This is a genomic window from Tunicatimonas pelagia (assembly GCF_030506325.1).
Lineage (GTDB): Bacteria > Bacteroidota > Bacteroidia > Cytophagales > Cyclobacteriaceae > Tunicatimonas > Tunicatimonas pelagia.
The window spans coordinates 1,565,232-1,590,924 of the sequence record NZ_CP120683.1 but is presented as its reverse complement, the minus strand read 5'-3'; the positions used below and the strand labels follow the sequence as shown (position 1 = coordinate 1,590,924).

The following is a 25,693-nucleotide window of genomic DNA, read 5'->3' as shown; positions in this document are numbered from 1 at the left end:
GCCTCAAGGTATCGGCTTTGGCGTTCGGGTGGGGCCAATCACTCGTAACTTTCCATCAGGTTCTACCATTAGGCGGTCAATATTTAGAATCCTTTTGGGCGATGGATTATTGGGGTCAGCGTGGCTGTGATATACAATAAACAGTTCTTTGCTGTCGGGTGAGCGGATGATGCTATTGTGACCCGGTCCTGAAACGCCAATGGATGGATCTTGCGCCAAAATAGGATTACTTTCACTTTTCGTCCACGGACCAAGCGGATGAGTAGCCGTGGCGTAACCTACACCGTAGCGAGGATCGGCGTAGTGATTGGCGGAGTAGGTCATGTACAATGTGCTGTCAATCTCAAACACCGTCATTCCTTCTACCGATATGGCTTTTCCGTCTTTTGGGATTTCCCAAGGTTGGGTGGGAGTGACGCATACGGTAGGGTCATCGCTAATAATCTGGGTGAGATCATCTGATAACTCACAGCCCAGTATAGTGCCTTTGAAGTAGCCTTTATTATCCCAGGGTTCGCCCACTACGCCTACCATTTCGTAAAACAGATAAGGCTTATCTTGATAGATAAATAAGTGACCGTCAATGCAGGAGTAGCCATTATCAAACAGTGGCACCCGCCAATCTTCAAACGGCTCTTCGGGAGAATCGCCAATGGCCATACAGATTCGCAGCCCATCCGGATCATTGCCTTTAGCACTAAAGATTAGATGAAATTTGTCTCGGTAACGGACAACCTCCGGGGCCCAAAAGCTCTTGGTAGCCCAGGAATTTTCAGGACGCTGATAAACGTATCCTATTGGCTCCCAATCCACCAAGTTGGATGATTTCCAAGCTTTAAACCCATCATTGGCACTGGTTCCGTAGAGATAGTAGGTTTGCTCGTGTTGGAGCACAAACGGATCAGCTAAAAAGATAGAATCGCTCACCGGATTGGTATAGTGCGTTGGTGTTTGCCCCGGAAGTAAAATAGGTAGCAAACTAAACCAACTGATTAGAAGGTGAATAAAGGTCGCTTTCTTGAGGCGGGTCATTGCAGTATCTTGAAAAATCAAAAGATAGTCAAAATTACTGAAGCAAAAGTAGGTAAGTTTATGAAAGTCCTATTATGACCGTAGCTCAGTGTTTAGCGACCTACTTTGTAAATAGAAACAGATTCTCTACTAAATTCGTACTTTTAAGCATGAGTAGAGAACAAGTAAAATCGGCAATTAACGAACTATTAAATAGTTCGTCTGAACAAGTGCTTCAAGAAGTTTATATCTATTTAAAGTCAGTTGATACCAAATCCGAGAAATCAGTAACGCTTTCTCACAATCTTAGGACTATTCTGACCGAAGATAGAGAGCTCCTTGAACGATTGGCTCAATGATCTCTGAACGTGAAGTTCTCGAGATACATGCCATTCTGATAGAGCAGTTTGGTGGTTCGAGTGGAGTTAGGGATAAAGAGCTTTTAAATTCAGCTATAAATCGCCCTTTTCAAACTTTTGGTGGGCAGGAGCTGTATCCGAATCCAATCGACAAGGCGGCTGCAATTATTGAAAGCATCGTTAGCAATCATCCTTTTATTGATGGGAACAAACGAACTGGGTATGTTCTCGCCAGACTTTTATTAATGAATGAACGGATTAAAATTCAGGCAACCCAAGAAGAGAAATACCAATTTGTGATCTCGATTTCTATTGGAGAACGCAGCTTCGATCAAATCAAGGAATGGCTAGAAAAGAATACGAAGCAACAAACTTAGGTAGCAGCCGAAATGATTAATTTCGCCAGTAATCAAACACAGCTTTAGCAACGTTGGCAATTATCCGGTCACGTTCTTTATCCGAAGCATAGGAGTCAGAAACAAATACGCTGATTGCCAGATGGTTTCCGTTGGGCAGTACAATAATCCCGGCATCGTTGGTAGCTCGAGTTAGCCCGTTATACGTAGCAGAGGTTCCGGTTTTGTGCGCTACGATCGTTCCCTTGGGTAATAAACCTTTTATTCGGCCTAAACCAGTCTTCGAGTCTATCATATCTTGAAAAAGTAAAGCTTGGCTCGCTTCCGAAAGCACACTATCTACACAGAAAGTTTTTAGCAGTTCAGTCATGGCTCGGGGAGTGGAGTAATTTTGGTATTGAATAGTATCGTTCGCCACTTGAATTTTTTCAGGTAAAGCAATCGCCATGTCTTCATCCCCTATGCCCAAGTTACTAACGTACTGATCGGCTGCTTCTGCTCCGCCAACCGTTTTCAGCAATACGTCAGAGGCCGAACCGTCACTGCGGATGGTATAGTCAAGTAGCTCTCTAATAGTAAGCTCAACCCCCTTGGGAAATTTCTCCCGAATCGGACTATAACCTTGCTCAGGAATATAGTCTGATGGCAAAACCTGAATTACTTGATCTAAACTTAATTTTCCTTTATCCACCTGATCGAGTACGGCCATTGCAATCGGAAACTTGTACACGCTTTGCATGGGGAATCTTTGGTCGGCCTGATACGAAACGGTTTCACCAGTTTCTATAAGTAAAGCATAGACACCTACGTTTCCACTGATGTTTTGAGCGTACTGCTCAATTTCTTGCTCAGGACTTGTCTGACCGAAAGAGTAAAAATACGGCAAAATAAAGAGCAGCATAGCGATGGCTTCGCGTAAGGTATTGTTGCTTAGTTTCATTGGATTGCAGTAAGTTTTCTGAAGAAATAGTAATGAACTATTCTAAAAAACGGGATTTTATACTAAATATTCCGGCTTTCGGTTAGCATTGTGTAGATTTAACCGATAAACTACAACCCTAATGGATACTGACAACCGTCCTCCACTCTTCTCTTCTTGGAACGGCTGGTACGCCCTAGTTGCTGGCGTACTCGTTGCACTGCTTATTTTCTTTTACTGGTTAACCCAATCTTACGCATGAGCCTACTCGACTGGGTTGTTTTAATTGGTACGTTATTGTTCATAGTAGCCTACGGTATTTACCGTACCCGGGGCCAGCAAGATATAGACAGCTACCTAAAGGGGGGCTACAGCTTTAAGTGGTGGACGGTCGGGCTGTCGGTCATGGCTACGCAGGCGAGTGCCATTACTTTTCTGTCCGTTCCGGGAGAGGCGTTTGAGTCGGGGATGGGCTTTGTTCAGTTTTACTTGGGGCTACCGATAGCGATGATTGTACTATCGGTTACCTTTATTCCGATTTACTACCGGCTAAAGGTTTATACGGCTTACGAGTTTCTCGAGAGTCGCTTCGATCTGAAAACTCGTATTCTAGCGGCTTTTCTATTTCTGGTGCAGCGAGGTTTGGCGGCTGGACTCACTATTTTTGCGCCCTCCATCATACTTTCGGCTATTCTAGGTTGGAGCCTATCAGCCACCACCCTTCTTATTGGTGTGGTAGTGACCATCTATACAGTGAGTGGCGGAACTAAAGCTGTGAGCCAAACCCAGAAGCAACAAATGGTGGTGATGCTGGGCGGAATGATCGCTGCTGTTTTTGTCGTTTTAAATCTGCTGCCCCAAGAAGTTTCCTTTGGCCGTGCGGTTGATATAGCGGGTTACATGGGTAAGCTGAATGTAATTAATCTGGAATTTAGCCTTAGTGATCGCTACAATATCTGGTCGGGCATTGCCGGAGGGTTCTTCTTACAACTGGCGTACTTTGGTACCGATCAATCGCAGGTACAGCGGTATCTAACTGGAAAATCTATCACCCAAAGTCGTTTAGCATTGGTAATGAACGGCTTGCTAAAAGTGCCTATGCAATTTCTGATTTTGATGGTAGGAATATTAGTATTCGTCTTCTATCAATTCTATCAACCCCCGCTATTTTTCATTGAGAAAGGGAAGGAGAGTGTCACCCAGTCGGAGTACGCTGGGCAGTGGGAGCAGCTTGACCAGCAGTATCAGCAGGTTTTTGAAGAAAAACGAGAGAACATTCAGGCGTTACTTAGCCAGATTGAACAAGATGATGAAGCAGCCGTAGCCGGAACTCGCCAGCGAATATTAGCGCTAGAAGAAGAAACACAAACTTTGAAAGCTCAGGCTCGGGAGATGGTTGCTCAGGCTAACCCGGATAACGAAACCGAAGATGCCGACTACGTCTTTCTCACCTTCGTCATGCGCTACTTCCCGCAGGGAATGGTGGGCTTACTACTCGCCGTAATTTTCTCTGCCGCCATGTCCTCTACCGCTTCCGAACTAAATGCGCTGGGTACTACCACCACTATCGATTTCTATCGCCGTACCATCCGACCCAATGCTTCCGATGAGCATTATTTGCGAATGTCGCGTTGGTTTATATTAGGTTGGGGTATCATTGCGATGATTTTTGCTTCGCTGGCTCCGCTGGCCGATAATTTGATTGAGTTTGTCAATCTGGTGGGTTCACTCTTTTATGGTACTATTCTGGGCATTTTTCTCACCGCATTTTACATCCGGCACATTCGGTCCCGAGCCACCTTCTGGGCAGCTCTGGTTGCCGAAGGTATGGTACTGCTGTTGTTTCTCTTCTTCCGCGACCAAATTGGGTATCTTTGGTATAACTTTATTGGCTGCGCGCTAATGGTGATTACCGGACTGCTCTTTCAGGCAATATTGCCCCGCGCTACCAGTTCTTGATTTATGCATTTGTCAAAATACACGTCGCTTAGCCAAGGTTTTTTATATATTTCTTTCGGACTATTAATCGTTGGTTGTGGTAGCGTGCAGCGAGTAGTCATTCCACCTCAACAAAAGTTGGTTGTTAGTGAAAATGAGCAAGAGAGCTTTAAAATAAAAGTTGCTAATCAGGGAAGGGCTACGGTGCGGATTTGGGAACGGCTAAGCCACGGTGAAGAAATTGATCTGGGATTTTTGTCCGGCGAAAATAAGCGTAAATCGTCGTTTCTGTCGGGTTCTGCGGCAGTAATATCCAACGTATCAGTGGATACAGCTTACTTGAAATTACAAGTATTCGGCTCAGCTGAATTGACAACGCAGGTAGAAGCCGCTCAATAAGCTTCGTCTACTTCCAGCACTTCCAGTATTTCAGCTAGGTCATCAAAGTCTTTGTAGCCCGGTTTAATTTCTTCGCTACCCTTCAGGGCAATGCCCGCAATGGCACTATTATCTACCAACGAGAGAATATTTTCGGGAGTGATTCCAAAACCTAATAAGATGGGATATTGCTCGGCAAGGTGCAATGCATCATCCAAGGTTAGATTGGCAGAGTTATGCGGATTCTCCAGCACGAAGTACGTTACTTCTTGGTGACAATCCTGTAGCGTATCAGCAATTTCTCCCAGCGATTTATATTTACCGGCATCTAGGCTAAGGGAGGCCGATTCTTTTCTTGACTGCAAGAAGGGTAGCTCTGGTGAATTATCTGTCTGGATATGCTGCACTTTTTCGTACAACGCCAGAGACTCTTCTATCTGCTGGAAAGAATACGTAGGAAACTCAGCCATGTACTGTACGCCCGATAACCACTCGCTAATGGCTAAGAATGCAGTAGGTTCAATGAATTTTTCGTGGGTAGATTCAAAACAAAATCCCAGAATATCCACTCCTATCCCAGCACAGTAGCGGGCGTCGCTTAAATTGTTAATGCTTCCTACTTTTACCGTAGTTTTAAGCGCCATAAGCTGATAAAAATTATGTTTATTTTTAAAGAATTAATAGTAAACAAAACAAAAAAGCGTTTTGTTGTCCATATTCATACATGCCATCATTTGTATGCTTCCTAACAAAAATGAGAACTTTTTAGCTAGAAAAGCAAATTGGTTCAAAAATTGAATACAATAAGTTATTAATTGGCAGAAGTAGCGTTAAAGGTCAGATGAAAAGAAACAAAGTAAGGAAACTAGTTGAGAATTATACAATAGATCAACTAGTTGAAGCCGAGCAGGCCCTGGTAGAAGGTGAAGAACTTAGTTTTGAGGTAGAAGGGCAGGATGCCGGTGAAAAGCTGACCTACCTGCTGGCGGCGGTTTATGTTTTGGAACGAGTAAAGCAAGAAGGCATTGAGTTTCATGATGCTTTTCAGCAGTACACCCTTCAGGTTCGGGAATCTATCTGAATACCGCACTAAGTTCTCATCATTTTTCGGTTTTTTCTCACATGTCAGATTAGTTTCATAGGGTATTTGCTACCTTACATCGCAAATTACCTCGATAATGCTACGTTCACTTCTGTGGATCTCACTAGTTGGCTGGCTGCTCGCCTGCGAATCCGAAACTATTGAACCTTCATCCGCTCGGCTGGGCTTCAGTTATTTTCCCATCGAAGTAGGCAACTTTCGAGAATATGCGGTTCAGGATATTTCGTACAGCCTACTGAATGAGCCGGACACCCAGCGTTACTTTCTGAGAGAAGTTGTCGCTGATTCTTTCCCAGGGCAAGGCAATGAGTTAATTTATCGGTTAGAACGATTTTCCCGATTTTTCCCCGATCAGGCATGGGTGCTAGATTCAGTTTGGACGGCTCGAGTGAATACCCAGCGGGCAGTGGTAGTAGAGAATAATACTCCGTTTATTAAACTGGTTTTTCCCTTCACAAATAAGCTGGTGTGGGATGGAAATGCACTAAATGCTAAGTCGGCGGATCGTTACGAACTACAAACAACACCAGAAGCGTTACTGGAGGAAATAGAAAGCACAATCGATACGTTATTAACCCAAAGTATTACAGTTGTGCAAAGCAACGTGTCTTCCCTGGTGAGCGATAGCATCTTTTCGGAAACTTACGTTGATAACGTAGGGCTTTTCTACAAAAAATCAGTAAATATAGCGTACTGTGCTGAAGAGGATTGTTTGGGACAATTTATTATTGACTTTGGTCGCGATTATCGGCAGACCCTAACCGCCTATGGAAAAATCGATTAACTCCACTACATTACGTTTCTTACTGCTTGGTTGTTTATGGTTATTTACTACCTCCGGTTATGCCCAAGTACAGCAGTACCTGCTTTATTTCGCTGATAAAGATACCGCTCAGTTTTTGGTGAGTCAGCCCGAAGAGTATCTTTCCCAACGCGCTATTGAGCGACGTCAGCAGCAGAATATCTCGGTAGATATTTCTGACTTTCCCGTAAACCCCAACTATCTTCAGGAAGCGGCCGCTCAGGGAGGTGAAGTGATTTATACCTCTAAGTGGTTTAACGCTGCCTTGGTTGAAGCTTCTGTTGATATTATTGAACAACTGGTTTCTTCAGAATACGTGCTGAGTGCCGAAATAGTGAAACCTAAAGGGCGTAACAACCGGCAGGGAGGTAGCTCCTCGGGCGGGGCTTCTTACGGTAAGTCGAAAAAAGGGAAAAAGTACGAGCGAGCCGAGCAGTTGCTTAATCAGGAACAAAACCAAATGCTGGGTATTGACGAGATGCACCTCCGGGGCTACAATGGTGAAGGAGTTTTTGTCGCCGTATTTGACGGTGGTTTTCGTGGAGTGGACGAGTCTGCTTTCTTTGAGCACCTGTATAGCAATGATCAACTGAAGCTAACCTACGATTTTGTCGGCAATAGCCCCAACGTTTATCGGTATGGGCAGCATGGTACGGAGGCGTTGTCTTGCATTGCAGCTTACCAACCGGGTGTTTTGGAGGCGGGAGCCTACGCAGCCGATGTTATGCTCTGCATCACGGAAGAGTCGGGTTCAGAGTACCGGATAGAAGAATACAACTGGCTGTTTGCGGCTGAAAAAGCGGATAGTGCCGGGGTGGATATTATCAGCACATCATTAGGGTATACTACCTTCGATGACGCTGAGATGAGCTATACTTACAGTGACCTGGACGGACAAACGGCAGCTATTACCCGGGCAGCTCGGATGGCTACGGCCAAAGGAATACTTTGCGTAGTGAGTGCGGGTAACGAAGGTGGCGGACGCTGGCGTTACGTATCGCCACCGGCCGATGCACCGGATATTCTGGCCGTAGGAGCAGTTGGTGCGGGTGGCTTCCGGGCTTCCTTTAGCTCTTTTGGACCTACCGCCGATGGGCGGGTGAAGCCCGATGTTTCTGCGCTAGGTTTGCAAACCGTGGTAGTCAATGCCCAAAGTAACATAACTCGTTCCAATGGCACCTCTTTTTCGGCTCCGCTAATTTCGGGTTTTGCTGCGGGGGTCTGGCAGGCATTTCCCCAGGCTACTAACCTAGAAATTATGGATAGAATTCGGTCGGCTGGTAGCCAAGCCATGACCCCGGATAACGAATTGGGTTACGGTATTCCTAATTTTGAAGTACTAGCTGATCAAATCCCGCTGTCAACACGAAAGCCTACGGCTGTTTCTCGCTATAAAGTATTTCCTAATCCGATTGAAAGTGGTAACTTATTCGTAGAGTCGGCTGATTTTGTTGGTGAACCTCTCGATGTGTACGTGTACAACAGTACCGGGCAACTGCTACTCACCCAGCATGTTCCCGTTTCCAATGATGACTCGTTTACCGTAGATACTTCATCTTGGCAGCGAGGAGTATACGTGTTGCACGTACTAAGTGCTACTGCTTCTGACACCGTAAAAGTGATAAAATTCTAGATACATGAAATACATCGCCCCATCGGTACTAGCGGCCGATTTTGGCAACCTGCAATCAGCCGTAGAGATGCTCAACCAAAGTGAGGCCGATTGGATTCACGTAGATGTGATGGACGGAGTGTTTGTGCCCAACATCTCCTTCGGAATGCCAGTGTTGCAAGCTATTCAGCAACACACTCAGAAGCCACTGGATGTGCATTTAATGATTACTAACCCCGATCAATATCTGACTGAATTCCAAAAACTGGGTGCCGATCGAATTACGGTACACTACGAAGCTTGCCCGCATTTGCACCGCACGGTTCAGCAGATTAAAGAGTTGGGTTGCAAAGCGGGGGTAGCCATCAATCCCCACACTTCGGTACAACTGCTGGAAAATATTCTGACTGATATTGATCTGGTACTAATTATGTCGGTGAACCCAGGGTTTGGTGGGCAAAGCTTTATTGAGCAGACCTATCAAAAACTAACTGACCTGCGCCAGTTAATGCAAAAAGCCGATACTTCGGTGCTGATAGAAGTAGATGGCGGCGTAAGCGATCAGAACGCGACTCAGCTTTCTCAGGCCGGAGTGAATGCCTTTGTAGCCGGTAGCTTTGTGTTCAAATCTGCCGATCCAATGACTACCATCGCCAATTTGAAGCAGGCCGTGCAAGTATGAAGCATCTAGTACTGCGGTGCGGGATAATCACCCTGGGGTGCTGGTTGGGCTTGAGCCTTTCGTGCTTTTCTCAACTGGCGGTAGTCAATGGTACCGTACGAGATAGTACCCAATCTGTGCTTCCCGACGTAGCCATATCGGTGCAAGGTAGTGACCAGGGAACCGTAACTACCGAGCGGGGTTTTTTTCAGCTTTCTTTGGCTCCTGGAACCTACGATCTGGCTTTCTCGCATTTGGAGTACACCAACATTCTGCGTCAGGTTACTCTGAGTGCCTACGATACGCTAACATTATCTGTTACGTTACGGCCTGATGTCCGCTTGCTGGAGCAGGTAGAAGTAGTGGCGAATACTGATGATGACAGTCGCTTTGTACCAGGTTTAGTACGGCTTGATCCGCAAACCGCCCAGAATATTCCTTCGGCCTTCCAAGATTTTAACCGGATTTTAGTTACGCTACCCGGCGTAGTTAGTAATAACGAATTGAGTTCTAACTACTCGGTACGCGGTGGGAACTACGACGAGAATCTGGTGTACGTAAATAATATTCCGGTGTACCGCCCTTTCTTAATTCGAGCGGGGCAGCAAGAAGGGCTGAGCTTTATCAATCCGGATTTGGTGGCCGATGTGGCTTTCTCTTCCGGTGGCTGGCAAGCCAAGTACGGCGATAAGCTATCGTCTACCCTAAATGTGCGCTATAAAAAGCCAACCACAACTGATGCTTCGTTGCGGGCGGGGTTGCTAGGGGGAGCGGCTCACGTGGAGGGTAGCTACAAGAAAGGTTCGTACATTGCAGGTGTACGTCATAAGCGGGCGCAGTACTTGTTAGGCACCCTGGAAATTGATGGGCAGTATCGTCCTCAGTTTACCGATCTTCAGTCGTACATAACGTACGATTTAGATGGCGATGAGAATAAGGTGAAAAGTGAGTTGGGCTTACTGGTAGCGTACGCCAACAACAACTACCGGGTGCAACCCGAGAGCCGCACCACTACCTTTGGAACGTTACAAGAGAGCTTCAACCTATTTGTTGGTTACGAAGGGCAAGAAAATCTGACCTACCAAACGTTCCAAACTGGCTTACAGTGGACTTATCGTATCAATGATCGGTGGAGTTCTCGCTTAATCGGCTCGTGGGTAACTACGCAGGAGCGGGAGTATTTTGATCTGATTGCCGGATACCGACTGTGTGATGTAGAGATTGGGGGAGATTTTCAAATAGACGAATGCGCGACAATTATTGGGTTGGGGGTCAACTTAGATCATGCCCGTAATAAGCTCCAAGCGAATATCTATAATCTGGAAAACCGAGTGGCCTATATTCTCAACGAAAGCAATACGCTGGAGTTTGGGGTAGGGGTGAGCCTGGAAGATTTTCAGGACCAACTGTCTGAGTATTTAATCAGCGATTCGGCGGGTTTCACCACGGTAGAACGTGCCGTAAGCAACGAGCTGGCGTTAGACTCGCGACGGTTATTCGGATACATACAGAACACCACAGAGATTGGTAAAATACATACAATCAACTACGGGGTGCGATTTAATTATTGGAACGTAAATCAGCAGTTGTTAATTAGTCCTCGGGTGCAGTACGCTTTTCAGCCTCCGGCTAACAAAAATTTGGTAATAAGAGCCTCGGCCGGACTGTACCAGCAACCACCGTTTTATCGGGAGCTACGCGATCGGGTCGGAAACCTTCAAACCGATGTGAAAGCTCAATCGTCGGTTCACGGTATTTTGGGAGCCGACTATCGTTTCACGATGCTGGGGCGAGAGTTTACTCTACTTACTGAACTCTACTATAAGCACCTCTACAACGTAAACCCCTACGATATTGATAATGTACGAATTCGGTACTTTGCTGAGAATACTGCCCGAGCCTACGCTACGGGGATAGACATGCGGTTGAACGGAGACTTTATCCCGGGAGCCGAGTCGTGGTTCAGTTTGGGGATACTGCGAACGCGGGAAGATGTAGCGGATGATGGCCGGGGCTATATCCGTCGCCCGTCGGACCAGCTGGTAAATCTGGGCGTATTTTTTCAGGATCATTTGCCTAACGACCCCACCATGCGGGTGTATCTAAGCCTACTCTACGGAACTGGTCTACCGTTTGGCCCACCCAATAACGATCGTAACCGCAATGCCCTCAACGGGCCTGACTACCGACGGGTAGATTTGGGTTTCTCTAAAGAAATTCCGTTAAACCGAGACAAAGAGACTAAGCTATTCCGGTCGTTGTGGATTGGGTTGGAAGTGCTAAATGCGCTAAGGGCCAATAACGTTATTTCTTTTACGTGGGTAGAAGATGTACGCGACCAGCAGTTTGGAGTACCCAACCGTCTTTCGGCTCGGTTTATTAATGCCAATGTCATTCTTCGCTAGCGTACGTTTTAGTTAAATCACCGGTTGTATTATTACTACAGAAGTTCTTACTAAAATGGCTGCACATCCGGCCTGGGTTAAAAAAATACTGCTTGTGTTAGGAATTGCCGGTACAGCAGCCATTCTTCTTACACTTTCATTTCGCCTTTGGGTACAGTCCCTGATTGGTCAGGCAGTTAGACTAGGGTGTAAGCAACGGTTGCCCCCAGAACCCAGCAGTTTGCGAGCTATTGAGTACGAGGCTGGCCAATTGGTTCGTAGTTAAAATCGATAACCCTACGCACAACCAACCACTTTATTCAAAAGAATATTCAAAAAATAGTACAACGGTAGTATTCACTTTTACATGTTTTTTTTAGCAAAAAAAACATTTTAGTAAGATATTCAGGGGATTTTCAGAATAAATACAATAGCAAATTGTAGCTTTGTACTTTAATACAAATAGCTGTTCATTTGAAGGTAAGCAGTAAAAAAATTGCCAGTGGTGTCGGTTGGGTAGCGGTATCTTCCTTGGGTAACCAGGGGCTACGCTTGGTTGTAAAGCTGGTACTAGCCCGTTTATTGCTGCCTGAACACTACGGGCTTATTGGCATGGCCGTTGTTTTCACGAATTTCATTAAGATGATTAGTGAGTTCGGTATGGGGGCGGCCCTTATTCAGCGGAAAGAAGAAGAGCTCACCGAAGATCATTACATAACTGCTTTTTGGACTAACATTGGGGTGGCATTGGTGGGTTACGCAATCACGGCACTAGTTCTATCACCCGTTGCCGTTTGGTTTTACGATGAACCAGTATTGAGCAGTTTGCTGCCAGTTATTGCCATTTCTATTGTGCTTGATGCTCTGTACCTTATCCCTAAGGTGAAGCTGTCGCGCCAGCTAGAGTTTCGTTCTCAGGCTATTATCAATATTGTAGCGGTTGTTATTGCGGGTGGAGTCTCAATCTATCTGGCCTTTGTTGGCTGGGGAGTATGGGCATTGGCGTTTAATAGCATTATCGTATCCGTTATTTCGGGCATACTGTATTTTCTGCAAGTGCGCTGGGTTCCGCCTATATCGTTTAATAAACCTGCTTTCATGGGGTTGTTCAGCTTTGGGGGGTACGTACTTATTGAGCGCATCTTCTACTTTCTGACTAATAATATTGACTACTTACTGATTGGAAAACTCATTGGCAGCAAAGCCTTGGGCGTGTATACGCTAAGTTTTATTCTCACCGATACGTTTCGGACCAAGGTAATGAATATCTTTAATAAGGTGCTCTTTCCGGCGTACTCTAGCATGCAAAGCGATGGGAAGGAACTGAAGAAGTATTACTTAGGAGTAGTGCATCTGAATGCTAATATCCTTATTCCGATTATGGTGATATTCATTGCCCTCGCCAAGCCAATTATTTTAGTAGGTTTTGGTGAAGAATGGTTGGGAGCAGTAAATCCTTTAAGAATATTATCACTGTCGGTAATCATCCACGCAATTAGTGGCACCGTATCTACGGTAATTAAAAGTACGGGTCGGGCTGACTTGATTGTAAAGATTAATGCGTTACTCACGTTACTGGTAACAGTTCCCGCTATCACGCTGGGGTCTATCTGGTTTGGTATTGTAGGAGCTGCCTGGGGAGTAGTAATTTATAAAACAATCGGCCTGCTGGTGTATCAGCACTATATTCAAAAAATTATTGGCGTGCCATTTATAGAACTGTTAGGAAAGGTTTTTAAGCCAGCATTGGCTAGCGCGTTGGCGGGAACAATTGCCTACTTGTGGAGTGTTTCCACCGATCTAGATGGCCTGGTTGTACTTATTGCCGGAGGGTTTTTCATTGTAGCGCTGTACGGCATCTATCTGAAGATATTTGAAAAACAATTAATTAACAAGCTAACCGCGATGGTTAAGCGCAAGAAATAATTATGGAGAAGTATGACCTGACTATTGCCATTGTTAACTACAATACCAGAGATCTACTAGAATCCTGCCTAGCTACTATCTTCTCTCAAACAAAAGGAGTCAGTTTTCAGATCATCGTTGTTGATAATGCTTCGCGAGATGATTCGGTCGCTATGTTAAACGAGCATTTTCCGCAAGTTAACGTTATTCAGAACGAAAAAAATGTAGGCTTTCCATCGGCGGTTAACCAAGCAATGATTATTGCTGATTCCCGTTACTTTCTGCTGTTCAATTCAGATGCAAAACCGCTTAATAATGCGTTTGAGGTAATGATCAACTACATGGATCAGCACCCGAAGGCTGGAATATGTGGCCCACAGTTGTACTACCCCGACGGAGCCCCTCAGAAGTCTCACTATCGTTTTCGCTTTCCGAGAGGCCGGGCCACCTGGGAAGTAATTCCTCGGATCAATAAACTAAAAGCCCTTCTGCAAGGAAACACTGATTATGAGTATCATTTTAACCGAAAACCGGCGATAGTGCCCAATGAACCTCAAGTAATTCAGTGGCCCCGAGGGGTTTGCTTTATGATTCGGAGCAAGTGTATTGAGGATGTTGGGCTTATGGATCCGAACATATTTATTTACGCCGATGAGGTTGACTACGCTTGGCGAGCTCGTAAAAGAGGCTGGGAGCGGCACTTAGTGCCAGATGCCAAAGTCTCTCACGAAGAAGGGGCAAGTACCAAGAAGAATGCTAGTCTGATGAATATTATTCACGTGCAAAGTGACTATTATTATTTTTATAAGCATTTTGGTATTAGGGGCTGGTTATACTTACGGATAGGTTACTTCGCCGGAAGTCTTATGGCTTTGTTGCTAGGAGTAGTTTCTTCCTTTTATGGACGGCTACGAGCCGAAGGCGTTCCGCGCCAGCACTTCACTGATTTTCGCGATCTGCTCATGTTATCTACCCTAACGAGTAAGGTGCTTCCGCCTGATGCCCGGTAGTAGTTTGTAATCTTTCTAGCTATTCATGTCTATTGATTTTACGCAAGTGCCTTCCGCTTGCTTTGTATTAGAAGAAACCAAACTTCGGCACAATCTGGCGATTATGCAGCGGGTGCAGCAAGCTTCCGGGGTAAAAATTATATTAGCACTTAAGGGATTTTCCATGTTTTCGGTATTCCCGCTGGTACGTCAGTATCTGCACGGCACCACGGCTTCTTCGTTGAATGAGGCTCGCTTAGGTTTCGAAGAGTTTGGCGATGAAGTACACGCCTACTGTCCGGCCTATTTTAGCGATGAGTTTGATGAAATGATGAAGTACTGCACGCACCTTACGTTTAACTCGCTTAACCAGTGGCATAAATTTAAGGGACGAGTACAGAAACATGCTAAAAAAATCTCGTGTGGACTTAGGATCAACCCTGAGTATGCGGAGATAGAAACTGAATTGTATAACCCTTGTGCCTTAGGAACCCGCTTGGGAATTAGCACAGAACAGTTGGGCGATGCATTACCCGAAGGAATAGAAGGTATTCACTTTCATACGCTGTGCGAAAGCGATTCGTATGCCTTAGAACGTACCCTGCGGGTGATAGAAAATCGGTTTGCACCCTTACTGCATCAGGCTAAGTGGCTGAACTGGGGCGGTGGTCACTCAATGACTCGCGAAGGATACAATCTTAGTCATTTGGTTGAGCTGATTCAGGAATTTAAAGCGAAGTATCAGGTGGAAATTATCATGGAACCTGGTTCGGCGGTGGCTTGGGAAGCCGGTTACCTAACTGCTACGGTAGAAGATATTTTTGATAGTCAAGGTATTAAGGCGGCCGTACTGGATATTAGCATATCGGCGCATTTGCCCGACTGTATTGAAATGCCGTACACGCCTACAGTGTTAGGCGCAACCGATGCTGTACCTGGTCAACCAGCCTATCGGTTGGGCGGATTAAGCTGCCTAGCCGGAGATTTTGTGGGCGACTACCACTTTGACCAACCGCTAAAAATCGGTGACCGGATTGTGTTCAACGATATGATGCACTACACCATGGTTAAAACTACGTTCTTTAATGGAGTGCGTCACCCCGCTATCGGCATTTGGCGCGAGGATAATACTTTTGAGCTAGTAGCCCAACCTGATTATCAAGCCTTCAAAGACAAGCTGTCTTAGGTGGCATGAATTATTAAGTGTTAGCTGTTAATACTAAACCTTATTCTGATAATTATTTGCCCCGAGGTTCATGACGTCACGAACCTTAGAAGTTTATCGGAATATCCTCTACTAACATTAGATCAATATTGCGTTCTTGCTAGCGAACATTAAATCCCCATAATCCCTTTTACGAAAGGGGAATATATGCTTTAATATATTTGGCTCGCATATTGAGCGTAATTATAACTATTCGTTACCTCCCCCTTAGAAAAAGGGGGCAAGGAAGATTTTTTATTAACACTGCTTTTTGGAAGAATCCCGAATAACCAAGCTGGTATTAAATATTTTTTTCTCAAATAGAATCTCAGTATTATTATTAGATTCAATCTGGGCAATAAGCAGTTCGGCAGCGGTCTTGCCCATAGCAAATGAAGGCTGAGCAACTGTGGTGAGTGATGGATCAAGGTAAGCCGTTAGAGACTGGTCATCGAAACCAGCAATGGCAATATCTTCAGGAATGGCGAGTTTACGTCGTTTAGCTACGTACATCACTTCTAAGGCAGTAGGGTCATTTACGGCAAAGATAGCATCAGGTGGTTCAGGCAAGTTTAATAACCTTTCGGTACACTCGCGCATATGGTCTTTGGCTAAAGTGCACGTTCGGATATACTGTTCTTGCACTGGGTGCTGGGCATTTCTGAGAGCGTCTATATAACCTCTCATTCGGTTTTTGCTAATAGAAAGTTGCTTAGGCCCAGCAATATGCGCTATTCTTCGGTAACCACACTGAACTAGGTGATTGACAACTTCATAGGCACCTTGATAATCATCAGATACTACTTTGTGTGATTCAATTTTTTCCACTATCCGGTCGAACTGTACCAAAGGAGTATTTTGGCTAACCGCTCGAAGGTGCTGGTAACGGGCAGTAGTAGTGGCAGGGCAAATAATAAGGCCATCAATCCGATGCTTATTTAGCATACTCATTAGGCTCATCTCTTTTTGGTACGACTCGTCAGATTGACAAATAAGCACATAGTAACCTCGTTCAACGGCTACATACTCAATACCGCTAATTGCCGAACTATAAAAAGGTTGAGTAATATCGGGCATAAGCACACCTAAGGTATTGGTGCGGTTTTTTACTAGTCCAATTGCTAATGCATTGGGTTGGTAATTTAGTTCTTTGGCAGCCTTAAGCACGGCTTGTCTGGTTTTTTGACTAACCTCGTGGTGGTTATTAAGTGCCCGAGAAACAGTAGATGCGGAGATGTTTAGAAAATGGGCAATATCCCTGATGGTAGTAGATTCACTTTTCACAATTACCCAGATAAAGATAAAGTACGGTGCTTATTAAAGTTAGGGATAAGTAATGAGTTCGCAATGAACTAACGCGATTATTTAGATAATTATAAAATTAGCAATACCGGATACGTTTCCGGTAAAAATTTATATCTATAGTAAAAGATTATCATTGCCTTTTCCATTTTTTTTAAGAATATTAGATTTGATTATAACAATTTAAGGCTCCTTCCGGTTGGTTTTTTTGCTGCATATTTATATTACGAGGGGGTAAATCAGTAGACAGTACTACATTAGCCAAACTTAAAAACTATGCACCTATACTTTCATGCAGGGCTTCAGAAACTACCTACTTGGTTGTTTATGCCTTTTTCTGTGGTACGTCTCAACATAGTTTTTACCTAACTATCTATACTTCATATTAACAAAAATGTAAACCTATGAGATTAACTTTTTACTTACTATTGCTGGGTATCTTCCTACTACCTCAGCAAATGGTACTGGCGCAGAGCCGAACCGTATCGGGTACGATTACTGATTTAAGTGATGACACCCAATTACCTGGGGTGAACGTACTGGTAAAGGGAACCAACCAAGGTACAGTTACTGATGTTGATGGAAACTACAGTATTGCGGTTCCTGGCCCGGAAGCAGTATTGGTATTTAGCTCAGTGGGCTATGAAACCGAGGAAGTGACTGTAGGCAATCAGTCTACGATTGATATCAGCTTGGCTCCAGATATTAAAAGTCTATCTGAAGTCGTAGTAGTCGGCTACGGAACCCAAATGAAACGGGACGTGACCGGGGCTATTTCTACGGTAAAGGCCGAAGAGCTTAGTAACTTTAAAGCTGCACCTTCGCTAGACCAAGCGTTACAAGGGCAAGCTGCCGGGGTGCAAGTATCTTCAACCTCAGGAGTGCCGGGTGCTCCAACTCGGGTATTGATTCGGGGGACAAATTCCATTTCATCTGGTACTGAGCCGCTATGGATTATCGACGGAATGATTTTAACCAGTCAAGGTGGCGAAGGTCTTGGTGGTCTTGGTCGTGGGGCAGGTAATGGTGGTAATCTGAACCCACTCGCTACTATTAACCCTAATGATATTGAGTCGATTGAGGTGCTGAAGGATGCTTCGGCTACCGCAATTTATGGTTCGCGAGGTGCCAATGGAGTAATCATTGTCACTACCAAATCTGGTAAAGGCGGAAAAGGTACTACCGACTTGAGCGTAAATTACGGTATTACTAATCCGGTGCGCGGCCCCGAAGAGATTGGTTTTGTAGATGGACCGACTTGGTTAAGTTTGGTAGATGAGGCTCGAGCCAATCGAGGTTTGCCAGAATTTGACCCCAATGCGCTACTCAATGATGCCCGCGACCCAACGGCGATACTGGACCGTAGTCAGATTGCGAATACCAACTGGTTTGATGAAGCTCTGCGGCAAGGTAGCTTTATAGATGTAAACTTATCTACCTCTAATGCTACTGAAAAAACAAACTATTATCTATCGGGTAATTACCGAGAAGATAACAGTATTTTGGAAGGGCATCGTTTGCGAAGATATTCTACGCGGGCTAACGTAGATTTTTATCCTGCTCAGAGTTTTTCAGTAGGTTCTCGTATTGCTCTAAGCTACAGCAACAACCAGACAGCCCCGAATTCTGGTGGACCCGGAGGCAACGCTAACCTCGCTCGAGGTGGCTATAATATGGCTAACTCAAACGCTCTGCCTATTTTCCCGGTATTTCACCCCACCATTCGTGATCCCGAAGGTAATCCTATTTTATTTGACCCTCTTTCTGGTAGGAACTTGCGAGCTACCATCAATCGGGACAACTATATTAACGATACGGAAGTCTACCGAGCTATCGGTGGGTTGAATCTAGATTACAAGATTCCATTTGTGAAGGGATTATCATTACGCTCTGAGCTATCCTTTGACTATCGGCAGACCAGCACCATCGAGTGGGGAAATACGGTAATCCGAGAAAATAGTAAATACGCTTTTGATGCGTCGAATACTTTTCGACGGTTAAACTATAACCTGTACGGTACCTGGAACCGCGACTTTGGCAGTATCCATAATATCAACTTGGTAGCTGGAGCTGAATCAACCGAGCAGCAAGCCCGCCGTCGTAATACCGAAGCGCAGGAGCTATTTGGCGAAGCCCAAGATTTAGGTTCACCTGGTGATGTGCAGCGGGTTTCTAATGGATTAGGTGGCGAGCAATATTTTAGAGGCTTCTTTGGCCGCTTTAATTATAAGCTGATGGATCGTTACCTGCTGGGCTTTAGCTTCCGGCGGGATGCGCCTTCCCTCTTTACTCCCGAAAATCGCTGGAACAACTTCTTAGCTGCTTCAGCCGGATGGATTATTTCTGACGAAAGTTTTATGCAAAATATAACTCCGGTAGAGTTTCTGAAACTGCGAGCTAGCTTCGGGCAAACCGGAAATTCGGCAATTGACCAACTAGCAACCGAAACTGGTTACACTGGTTGGGGTCGTTATGGCGACGTAGGGGCTGGTGATCTACTAAATAGGATTGGAAATCCCGATCTACTGTGGGAAACAACTAATGCTTATGATGTTGGTCTTGATTTCGAGTTATATGGGAATCGGATTAGCGGTTCGGTAGGCTATTATCTACAAGATGCCTTTGATCTATTGTTAGCGGTGCAAGTACCTCAGTCTTCCGGTATTTGGAGCAACAATCCAACTGTCTTCGATAATATTGGTGATCTGCGTAATCAGGGACTAGAAATTACGCTAAATACCATTAACATTGATCGAGGCGGTTTTCAGTGGTCTAGTAGTTTCAACTTAACTACTAACCAAAACGAGGTGCTGAAACTTACTGGAGGTGAAGATGAAGAGCTCTATAATGTCCGCAGTAATGGTTTAGTAACCACCGTAGGTGAATCTTTAGGTTACTTCAGGTTGGCTGAATATGCCGGAATTGATCCGACAGGTGGATATGAACTGATCTACGAAATGGATCTAGAGCAGTTCCGGGAAACGGGCGAAAGGGTTCGTACCGGAAATGTACTTCCAGCCACCCGGGCTAATCTGCGCGATCATCTCTTCGACCAAACAGATAAAACCGGGCTACCTACTTTCTTCGGTGGTCTGACGAACAACTTTCGCTACAAAGGGCTAGAGCTGTCGGCAGTACTGGTGTTCTCCGGAGGAAACTATATCTACGATAATGCCGAGCGAGCCCGATCCTACATCGGAAACGGAAGAAGTATTCTGAGACAAGATATTGTAGGAAATACTTGGACAGAGGGTAACCCCAATGCTGAGTGGCCCCAACTAACCTGGAACCATCGCTATGATGTGCCAACTGGAGAAACTGATGAGGCAGGAAATGAAATAGTTGCTGAACAACGCTTTGATAATCAGCGATCTGGACAAGTACACGATAAATTTTTGAAACGTGGCGATTTTGTTCGGATGCGAACCTTACAATTGGCTTATAATCTTCCGGCTAGCCTGATGGAGCGATTGAATATGAGCGGTATCCGAGTGTATGTATCAGCTAATAATCTGTTTACGATTACCGAGTTTGACGGTTACGATCCCGAAGTAGTAAATATTGGGGGGAACCGGAACTTAGGACAGGGTTGGGTTGGTACTACCTTACCCCAGGTGCGTAGCTGGAACGTTGGAGCAACATTTTCATTCTAATTATCTGTCATTATGAATTACACAAAATATATAAGTTTATCATTTACAGTTTTCGTACTGCTGATCTTCTCATCAGCTTGCGATAACGAAGAGTTCTTTGAATTAGAGCGTCCGGTAGAAGACCCTTGGTTGACCTTGGCTGACTTTGAAAAAGCGCCTATCGGTGCTTATTACGCACTATCAGGCAACGGTGGCAATCGAACTATATTTGCTCACGGCCGGATGGCGGGCGAGTTATTTGCCGACGGAGTAAATATTGCCCCACCTTCGGCCGGATTTGAACCCAACGGAGATTCGGAAGATATGTACGCCCGAGTTACCGATGTTCCGATAGGCATCTTTGACAATGGCGTATTTAACAGCGGTTACTTCGCGGTAGGTTTAGCCAACGGCGGCCTCGACTTTGTAGAAGAGAATAACGGGAGGCCTTTGGCTAGTGAAGGAAGGCAAGATGAAGTAGACCGGATTGCCGGTGAACTACACTTTGTTCGTGCCTACGCTTACTACTGGATAACTCGCATTTATATGCCCCCGTACCCGAGCGATGAAAAACGAATCCCGTTTCGTATTGAGCAGGCTGATAATTTTGATGAAGCAATTACTTCCGAGCTAGCTTCTACCAATGACCTGTATGGGCTAATCGTTGAAGATTTGCGAGCGGCTAAAGACTTACTTCCCGAGCGCTACGAAGAAGGAGTACATAACCCATCTTACGCCGACGGACGGGCCAATAAGTTTGCTGCTGCTGCCTTACTAGCGAAGGTGCTCTTTCATATGGGACCCGAAATGCGTGATGAAGCACTCGCCGAGCTAAACTTTGTAATTGACCAAAACGGTGGTGACTATACGTTAGATGAAGACCCCATTGAAGCCTTTAACAAAACGGGTATTGAGCGGGGGAGTGAAGTAATCTGGTACTACGCTCTTTGGACCGGAGACGGTTTGGGAGGCTCTAGTAACTGGAAACACCCTAATCGCTTCCAGAATTATAATGCTAGTAACCGTCAGGCGAGTGGACCGGAAACTAACCAAAATCGACATATAATTGCGAGTACTAGCTTCCTTCAGCAAGTTGGGTGGGAAGACGCAGCTGGTAATTTAACTCCCGAGGCAATTACCGATAAGCGATTCAATCAGTTGTTCCTACGGTTGCTCTCATCAGCTCAGACCGATACCATTGCGGACAATATTTACCCTGAACCCAACGGTAACTTTGCCACTACCGAAGCTTACGTGTGGAATAATCGCTACTACCGAGCGGGAGATCGAGTTACCAACTTGCCTATTCTTCGGTTAGCAGATATGCATTTGCTCCGAGCTATTATTCGGGCACAAAGTGGCGATGTGGCGGGAGCTACGGCTGATTTAAACGCTGTACGCAACCGCGCGGGTATCGGCGATTATGCGGGTAGCGATCTGGAGAATGCTATTCATCTGGAGCGATTTAAAGAAATGGCTTTTGAAGGTGATCGCTTGTATTACCTACAAGGGTTACGAATGGATATTCCCGCTGGTGACCGAGGTGGTTCGGCAGTTCCTTGGGACAGTCCGTTCTATTCCGAAATTCCGGATTACGAAACCGATATCAATCAGGCTTTTGAATAGAATCTATTTTGATTTGTCAGAAGGGGAGGGGCAGACGGCTCTTTCCCTTTTTTTGTTTTATCTTTCGTAGCTTAAGTGGTGAATCTCTAACCTATGCGCCTGAAGTCTATTCTTTACACTTTTTTATCCGCTATTATTCTATCTGCGTGCAGCACCGAATCTACGAATACGCCTTTGGCTGAGCAGGCTGAAGTAGAGCCTTCTCTTCCCGTGAATCCTACGTTTGAAAAGCTGACGTCGGAACAAACCGGTATCTATTTCATTAACGAAGTGGCTGAAAACCGTTTTCGTAACATTTTACTCTACCAATACTTCTACAACGGTGGGGGTGTAGCTGCCGGAGATATTGATAACGATGGCAAAACTGACCTGTTCTTCACGGGTAATATGGTTTCCAACAAACTTTATCGTAATCAGGGTAACCGAGGGTCGGCTTCGTTCCAGTTTGAGGACATTTCCATTGCTGCTAATATTTTGCCATCGGGTAGCAATAGCTGGTGTACCGGAGTAGTGATGGCTGACGTAAATGCCGATGGTTGGCTGGATATTTACGTAAGTCGTTCGGGTAACTTTAAGCCGGAAAACCGAGAGAACTTGCTCTATATCAATCAGAAAAACGGTGCTTTCTTAGAACAAGCCGAAGAATACGGTCTTAACGATCCGGGCTACTCCATCCAAGCTGCTTTTTTTGATTACGACCGCGACGGTGATCTGGATATGTTTCTGGTTAACCACGGCATGGAGACCTATACCGGGCGAGTGCTTGCTAAATCGAACCAACGTGATCCCTACGTAGGCGATAAGCTATACCGAAATGATGGTGGAAAATTTACGGATGTTAGCGAACAGGCCGGAATTATCGGAACCCAACATAGCTACGGGCTGGGGCTCACCGTAGGCGATGTTAATCAGGATGGTTGGGATGACATTTACGTAGCTAACGATTTTTACGAACATGATTATCTCTATTTAAATAACCAAGATGGGACGTTTACCGAATCAATTCACCAAGCTACTCAGCAAATTTCCTTTTTCGGGATGGGCGTAGATATGGCAGATTTCAACAACGATCTCTGGCTCGATATTGCGGTGGTAGATATGGCCGCTCCCGATCAGTATCGGCAGAAAGCTAACCTAGCGGGTATTAGCGATGCTAAATTTTGGGATTTTGTAGAAAAGGGCTACCACTTTCAGTATATGTACAATAGCTTGCAACTGAATACTCCGCTTCCACCCAATGCTAACGCAAAATCAGCAGCATTTAGCAATATTGCCCGTTTGGCCGGGGTAGATCAAACCGATTGGAGCTGGGCACCGCTATTTGCCGACATGGATAACGACGGTTGGCAGGATTTATTCATCACCAACGGCTTGCGTAAAGATGTGCTTAACAACGATTTTGTAGCGGGTATTGATCAGGAACTAGAAGCCATGAATGCCCGCTTTGTGGATTTAAACGAACCAGCCGCTCAATCACTACTCAACCAGATGCCCTCTCAGAAAATCGCGAATTATCTTTATCATAACCAAGGTGATTTAACATTTGAGAGTGTCGGTAATTCCTGGGGGTTAGGAGAAGCAACTTTCTCTAACGGGGCAGCCTACGCCGATCTGAATAATGATGGTTACCTGGATTTGGTCATCAACAATTTAGACAATTTTGCTACGATTTATCGTAACCGTCCTCCGGCGGAGCGTAACTCTTATTTGAAAATAAAACTTAGGGGTAATGCTGCTAATCCCTTTGGGATTGGAGCGAAGGTAATGGTATATCAAGCAAAAAAATCTCAACTGCGACAGTTGCAGCCTACGCGGGGCTACCAATCTTCAGTAGAACCTATCCTTCATTTCGGTTTAGGCAATGAACCAGTTGATAGCTTACAAATCATCTGGCCCGATGGTTTGAGCCAAACCTTGAATGAAGTTAAAGTGAATCAAACTCTCACGCTTTCATACCAAAATGCTACATCAGTTTCGGTTACTTCTAAAGTAACTAGCACCCCGCTTTTTGAAGAAATTACTGAGCAAATGAATCTATCATTTCGTCACCAGGAATCAGAATTCGACGACTTTGATCGGGAGTTTCTGTTGCCTCACAAGCTATCTGATTTTGGGCCAGCACTAGCAACGGCGGATGTAAATGGCGATGGGCTAGACGACTTTTTTGTAGGCGGAGCCAGCGGGCAATCTGGTTCGTTATTTATTCAGACTGCTTCTGGAGGATTTACTTCTGCGCGTAGCCAACCCTGGCAGCAACACGCTGCTAGTGAGGCAACTGATGCTCTATTCTTCGATGCCGACGGCGATCAGGACACTGACTTATACGTAGTTAATGGAAGCAACGAATACGCGGTGGACGATGAAGGTTTACAGGATCATTTGTACCTAAATGATGGCAAAGGAAATTTCCGGTGGGCTAACAAAGCGCTGCCTGATATGCTTTCCTTTGGAACCTGCGTAGCTGCAAGTGATTTTGACAGTGATGGCGATCAGGATTTATTTGTGGGTGGGTACACAATTCCGGGAAAATATCCGGCACCTGCTCGCAGCTATTTACTGGAAAATAATCAAGGTACATTCCGGGGTGTAACCGATACTTGGTTACCCGATCTCAAGCAAGCTGAGTTAATTACAGACGCTCAGTGGATCGAGCTAGATAACTACGAATTACCTGCTTTGGCAGTGGTAGGAACGTGGATATCACCCACAATATTCACGAACGAAGATAGTCAACTAAAATTACTCAGTTCTGATAGTTTGGCATCTACTGGTTGGTGGTTTAGTTTAGCTGCTTCCGATTGGAATCAGGATGGTACCGACGAACTGGTGATGGGTAATGTGGGCTTAAACTATCGCTACTCAGCCTCTACTCAATCACCTTTCGAGATGTATGCTGATGATTTTGATGCCAATGGTTCTACCGATTTGCTGTTTGGTTATTATCAGAACGGTAAACTTTACACTACTGAAGAACGAGACCGAATGTATCAGCAACTACCGGAAGTAAAAAAGAAGTTTACCAATTACGATTCTTACGCCCAAGCCACTTTATCTCAACTCATCGGCGAAGCTGAACTAGAGCAAGCAGAACATTACTCGGCACAAACGTTTAGCTCATCGTGGGCAACTATTCAGGATGGTAAGATTACGACCATAAAGCCTCTAGCGAGCGAAGCTCAATTTTCTGCGGTGCGCGATATTTTACTCGCTGATGTAAATCAGGATAAACATTTGGATATTATTTTGGCTGGTAACCTTCATAGCGTAGAAACCCGAACGCCCCGCTTGGACGCGGGTACTGGTCTAGTGATGCTGGGCGATGGTCAGGGTAGTTTTGATCCGCTCTCACCGGCTGAAAGTGGTTTCTATGTTCCGGGTGATGTTCGCAAACTGGCATGGTTGCGTTCTTCTTCGGGCTATATTCTAGTGGTGGCCAACAACAACGGGTCGTTGCAGCTATTCCGAGCAATGATTGATGATTAGCGATTAATAAATAACTTTCAGTCATCAGTC

The 25,693-nt window shown here is 45.2% G+C and carries 19 protein-coding genes; 15 read left to right on the top strand and 4 right to left on the bottom strand.

Going from position 1 to position 25,693, the window contains the following annotated elements; all coding sequences use genetic code 11:
* Positions 1–3: 3 nt before the first annotated feature.
* Positions 4–1,053, bottom strand: coding sequence for a glycoside hydrolase family 43 protein (locus tag P0M28_RS06690; protein ID WP_302208905.1), 1,050 nt, complete (start codon positions 1,051–1,053; stop codon positions 4–6).
* A gap of 313 nt (positions 1,054–1,366) precedes the next feature.
* Here P0M28_RS06690 and P0M28_RS06685 point away from each other — a divergent pair, with 313 nt between their 5' ends.
* A complete protein-coding gene (locus tag P0M28_RS06685) occupies positions 1,367–1,747 on the top strand; it encodes a type II toxin-antitoxin system death-on-curing family toxin (protein ID WP_302208904.1) in 381 nt (126 codons plus the stop codon).
* A gap of 16 nt (positions 1,748–1,763) precedes the next feature.
* Here the strand turns inward: P0M28_RS06685 and bla are convergent, their stop codons facing one another.
* Entirely contained in the window at positions 1,764–2,666 is a 903-nt protein-coding gene (bla, locus tag P0M28_RS06680) for a class A beta-lactamase (RefSeq protein WP_302208903.1), read from the bottom strand.
* Positions 2,667–2,903: 237 nt separating this feature from the next.
* Here bla and P0M28_RS06675 point away from each other — a divergent pair, with 237 nt between their 5' ends.
* Positions 2,904–4,604 (top strand): sodium:solute symporter family transporter, encoded by a 1,701-nt coding sequence (locus P0M28_RS06675; protein WP_302208902.1) that lies wholly within the window; start codon positions 2,904–2,906, stop codon positions 4,602–4,604.
* Positions 4,605–4,607: 3 nt separating this feature from the next.
* Positions 4,608–4,982: a hypothetical protein gene (locus P0M28_RS06670; RefSeq protein ID WP_302208901.1), complete on the top strand. Its 375-nt coding sequence runs from the start codon at positions 4,608–4,610 to the stop codon at positions 4,980–4,982.
* Here P0M28_RS06670 and P0M28_RS06665 read toward each other — a convergent pair.
* Positions 4,976–5,605, bottom strand: coding sequence for a beta/alpha barrel domain-containing protein (locus P0M28_RS06665; protein WP_302208900.1), 630 nt, complete (start codon positions 5,603–5,605; stop codon positions 4,976–4,978). The two genes, P0M28_RS06670 and P0M28_RS06665, sit on opposite strands and share 7 nt — an antisense overlap.
* A 197-nt stretch (positions 5,606–5,802) precedes the next feature.
* Here P0M28_RS06665 and P0M28_RS06660 point away from each other — a divergent pair, with 197 nt between their 5' ends.
* The 9 genes from P0M28_RS06660 (at position 5,803) to nspC (ending at position 15,602) form a co-directional block, all read left to right on the top strand.
* Complete coding sequence (locus P0M28_RS06660) at positions 5,803–6,042, top strand: DUF6952 family protein (protein ID WP_302208898.1); 240 nt, start codon at positions 5,803–5,805, stop codon at positions 6,040–6,042.
* A 97-nt stretch (positions 6,043–6,139) separates the two neighbouring features.
* On the top strand, positions 6,140–6,847 hold the full coding sequence (locus tag P0M28_RS06655) for a hypothetical protein (RefSeq protein ID WP_302208896.1): 708 nt from the start codon (positions 6,140–6,142) through the stop codon (positions 6,845–6,847).
* Positions 6,831–8,498 (top strand): S8 family serine peptidase, encoded by a 1,668-nt coding sequence (locus P0M28_RS06650; RefSeq protein WP_302208895.1) that lies wholly within the window; start codon positions 6,831–6,833, stop codon positions 8,496–8,498. Before P0M28_RS06655 ends, P0M28_RS06650 begins: the two co-directional genes overlap by 17 nt.
* Before the next feature lie 4 nt (positions 8,499–8,502).
* Positions 8,503–9,159: a ribulose-phosphate 3-epimerase gene (gene rpe, locus P0M28_RS06645; protein WP_302208894.1), complete on the top strand. Its 657-nt coding sequence runs from the start codon at positions 8,503–8,505 to the stop codon at positions 9,157–9,159.
* Complete coding sequence (locus tag P0M28_RS06640) at positions 9,156–11,543, top strand: TonB-dependent receptor (protein ID WP_302208893.1); 2,388 nt, start codon at positions 9,156–9,158, stop codon at positions 11,541–11,543. Before rpe ends, P0M28_RS06640 begins: the two co-directional genes overlap by 4 nt.
* A 55-nt stretch (positions 11,544–11,598) precedes the next feature.
* Positions 11,599–11,808, top strand: coding sequence for a hypothetical protein (locus tag P0M28_RS06635; protein WP_302208892.1), 210 nt, complete (start codon positions 11,599–11,601; stop codon positions 11,806–11,808).
* A gap of 188 nt (positions 11,809–11,996) precedes the next feature.
* On the top strand, positions 11,997–13,448 hold the full coding sequence (locus tag P0M28_RS06630) for a lipopolysaccharide biosynthesis protein (RefSeq protein ID WP_302208890.1): 1,452 nt from the start codon (positions 11,997–11,999) through the stop codon (positions 13,446–13,448).
* Positions 13,449–13,450: 2 nt separating this feature from the next.
* A complete protein-coding gene (locus P0M28_RS06625; RefSeq protein ID WP_302208889.1) occupies positions 13,451–14,437 on the top strand; it encodes a glycosyltransferase family 2 protein in 987 nt (328 codons plus the stop codon).
* Between the two features lie 25 nt (positions 14,438–14,462).
* Positions 14,463–15,602 carry a carboxynorspermidine decarboxylase gene (gene nspC / locus P0M28_RS06620; RefSeq protein WP_302208888.1) on the top strand — a complete coding sequence of 380 codons (1,140 nt, stop codon included), beginning with the start codon at positions 14,463–14,465 and terminating at the stop codon, positions 15,600–15,602.
* A 276-nt stretch (positions 15,603–15,878) separates the two neighbouring features.
* Here the strand turns inward: nspC and P0M28_RS06615 are convergent, their stop codons facing one another.
* Positions 15,879–16,904 carry a LacI family DNA-binding transcriptional regulator gene (locus P0M28_RS06615; protein ID WP_302208887.1) on the bottom strand — a complete coding sequence of 342 codons (1,026 nt, stop codon included), beginning with the start codon at positions 16,902–16,904 and terminating at the stop codon, positions 15,879–15,881.
* A 422-nt stretch (positions 16,905–17,326) separates the two neighbouring features.
* Between P0M28_RS06615 and P0M28_RS06610 the strand changes: the two genes are divergently transcribed.
* The 3 genes from P0M28_RS06610 to P0M28_RS06600 all read left to right on the top strand — a co-directional run bounded on the left by P0M28_RS06610 (position 17,327) and on the right by P0M28_RS06600 (position 25,663).
* The gene (locus P0M28_RS06610) at positions 17,327–20,575 is read left to right on the top strand and encodes a SusC/RagA family TonB-linked outer membrane protein (RefSeq protein ID WP_302208886.1); all 3,249 of its coding nucleotides are present in this window, start codon (positions 17,327–17,329) and stop codon (positions 20,573–20,575) included.
* 12 nt (positions 20,576–20,587) lie between these two features.
* Positions 20,588–22,180: a RagB/SusD family nutrient uptake outer membrane protein gene (locus P0M28_RS06605; RefSeq protein WP_302208885.1), complete on the top strand. Its 1,593-nt coding sequence runs from the start codon at positions 20,588–20,590 to the stop codon at positions 22,178–22,180.
* Positions 22,181–22,273: 93 nt separating this feature from the next.
* Positions 22,274–25,663 carry a VCBS repeat-containing protein gene (locus tag P0M28_RS06600; RefSeq protein ID WP_302208884.1) on the top strand — a complete coding sequence of 1,130 codons (3,390 nt, stop codon included), beginning with the start codon at positions 22,274–22,276 and terminating at the stop codon, positions 25,661–25,663.
* The last annotated feature ends 30 nt before the right edge of the window (positions 25,664–25,693 follow it).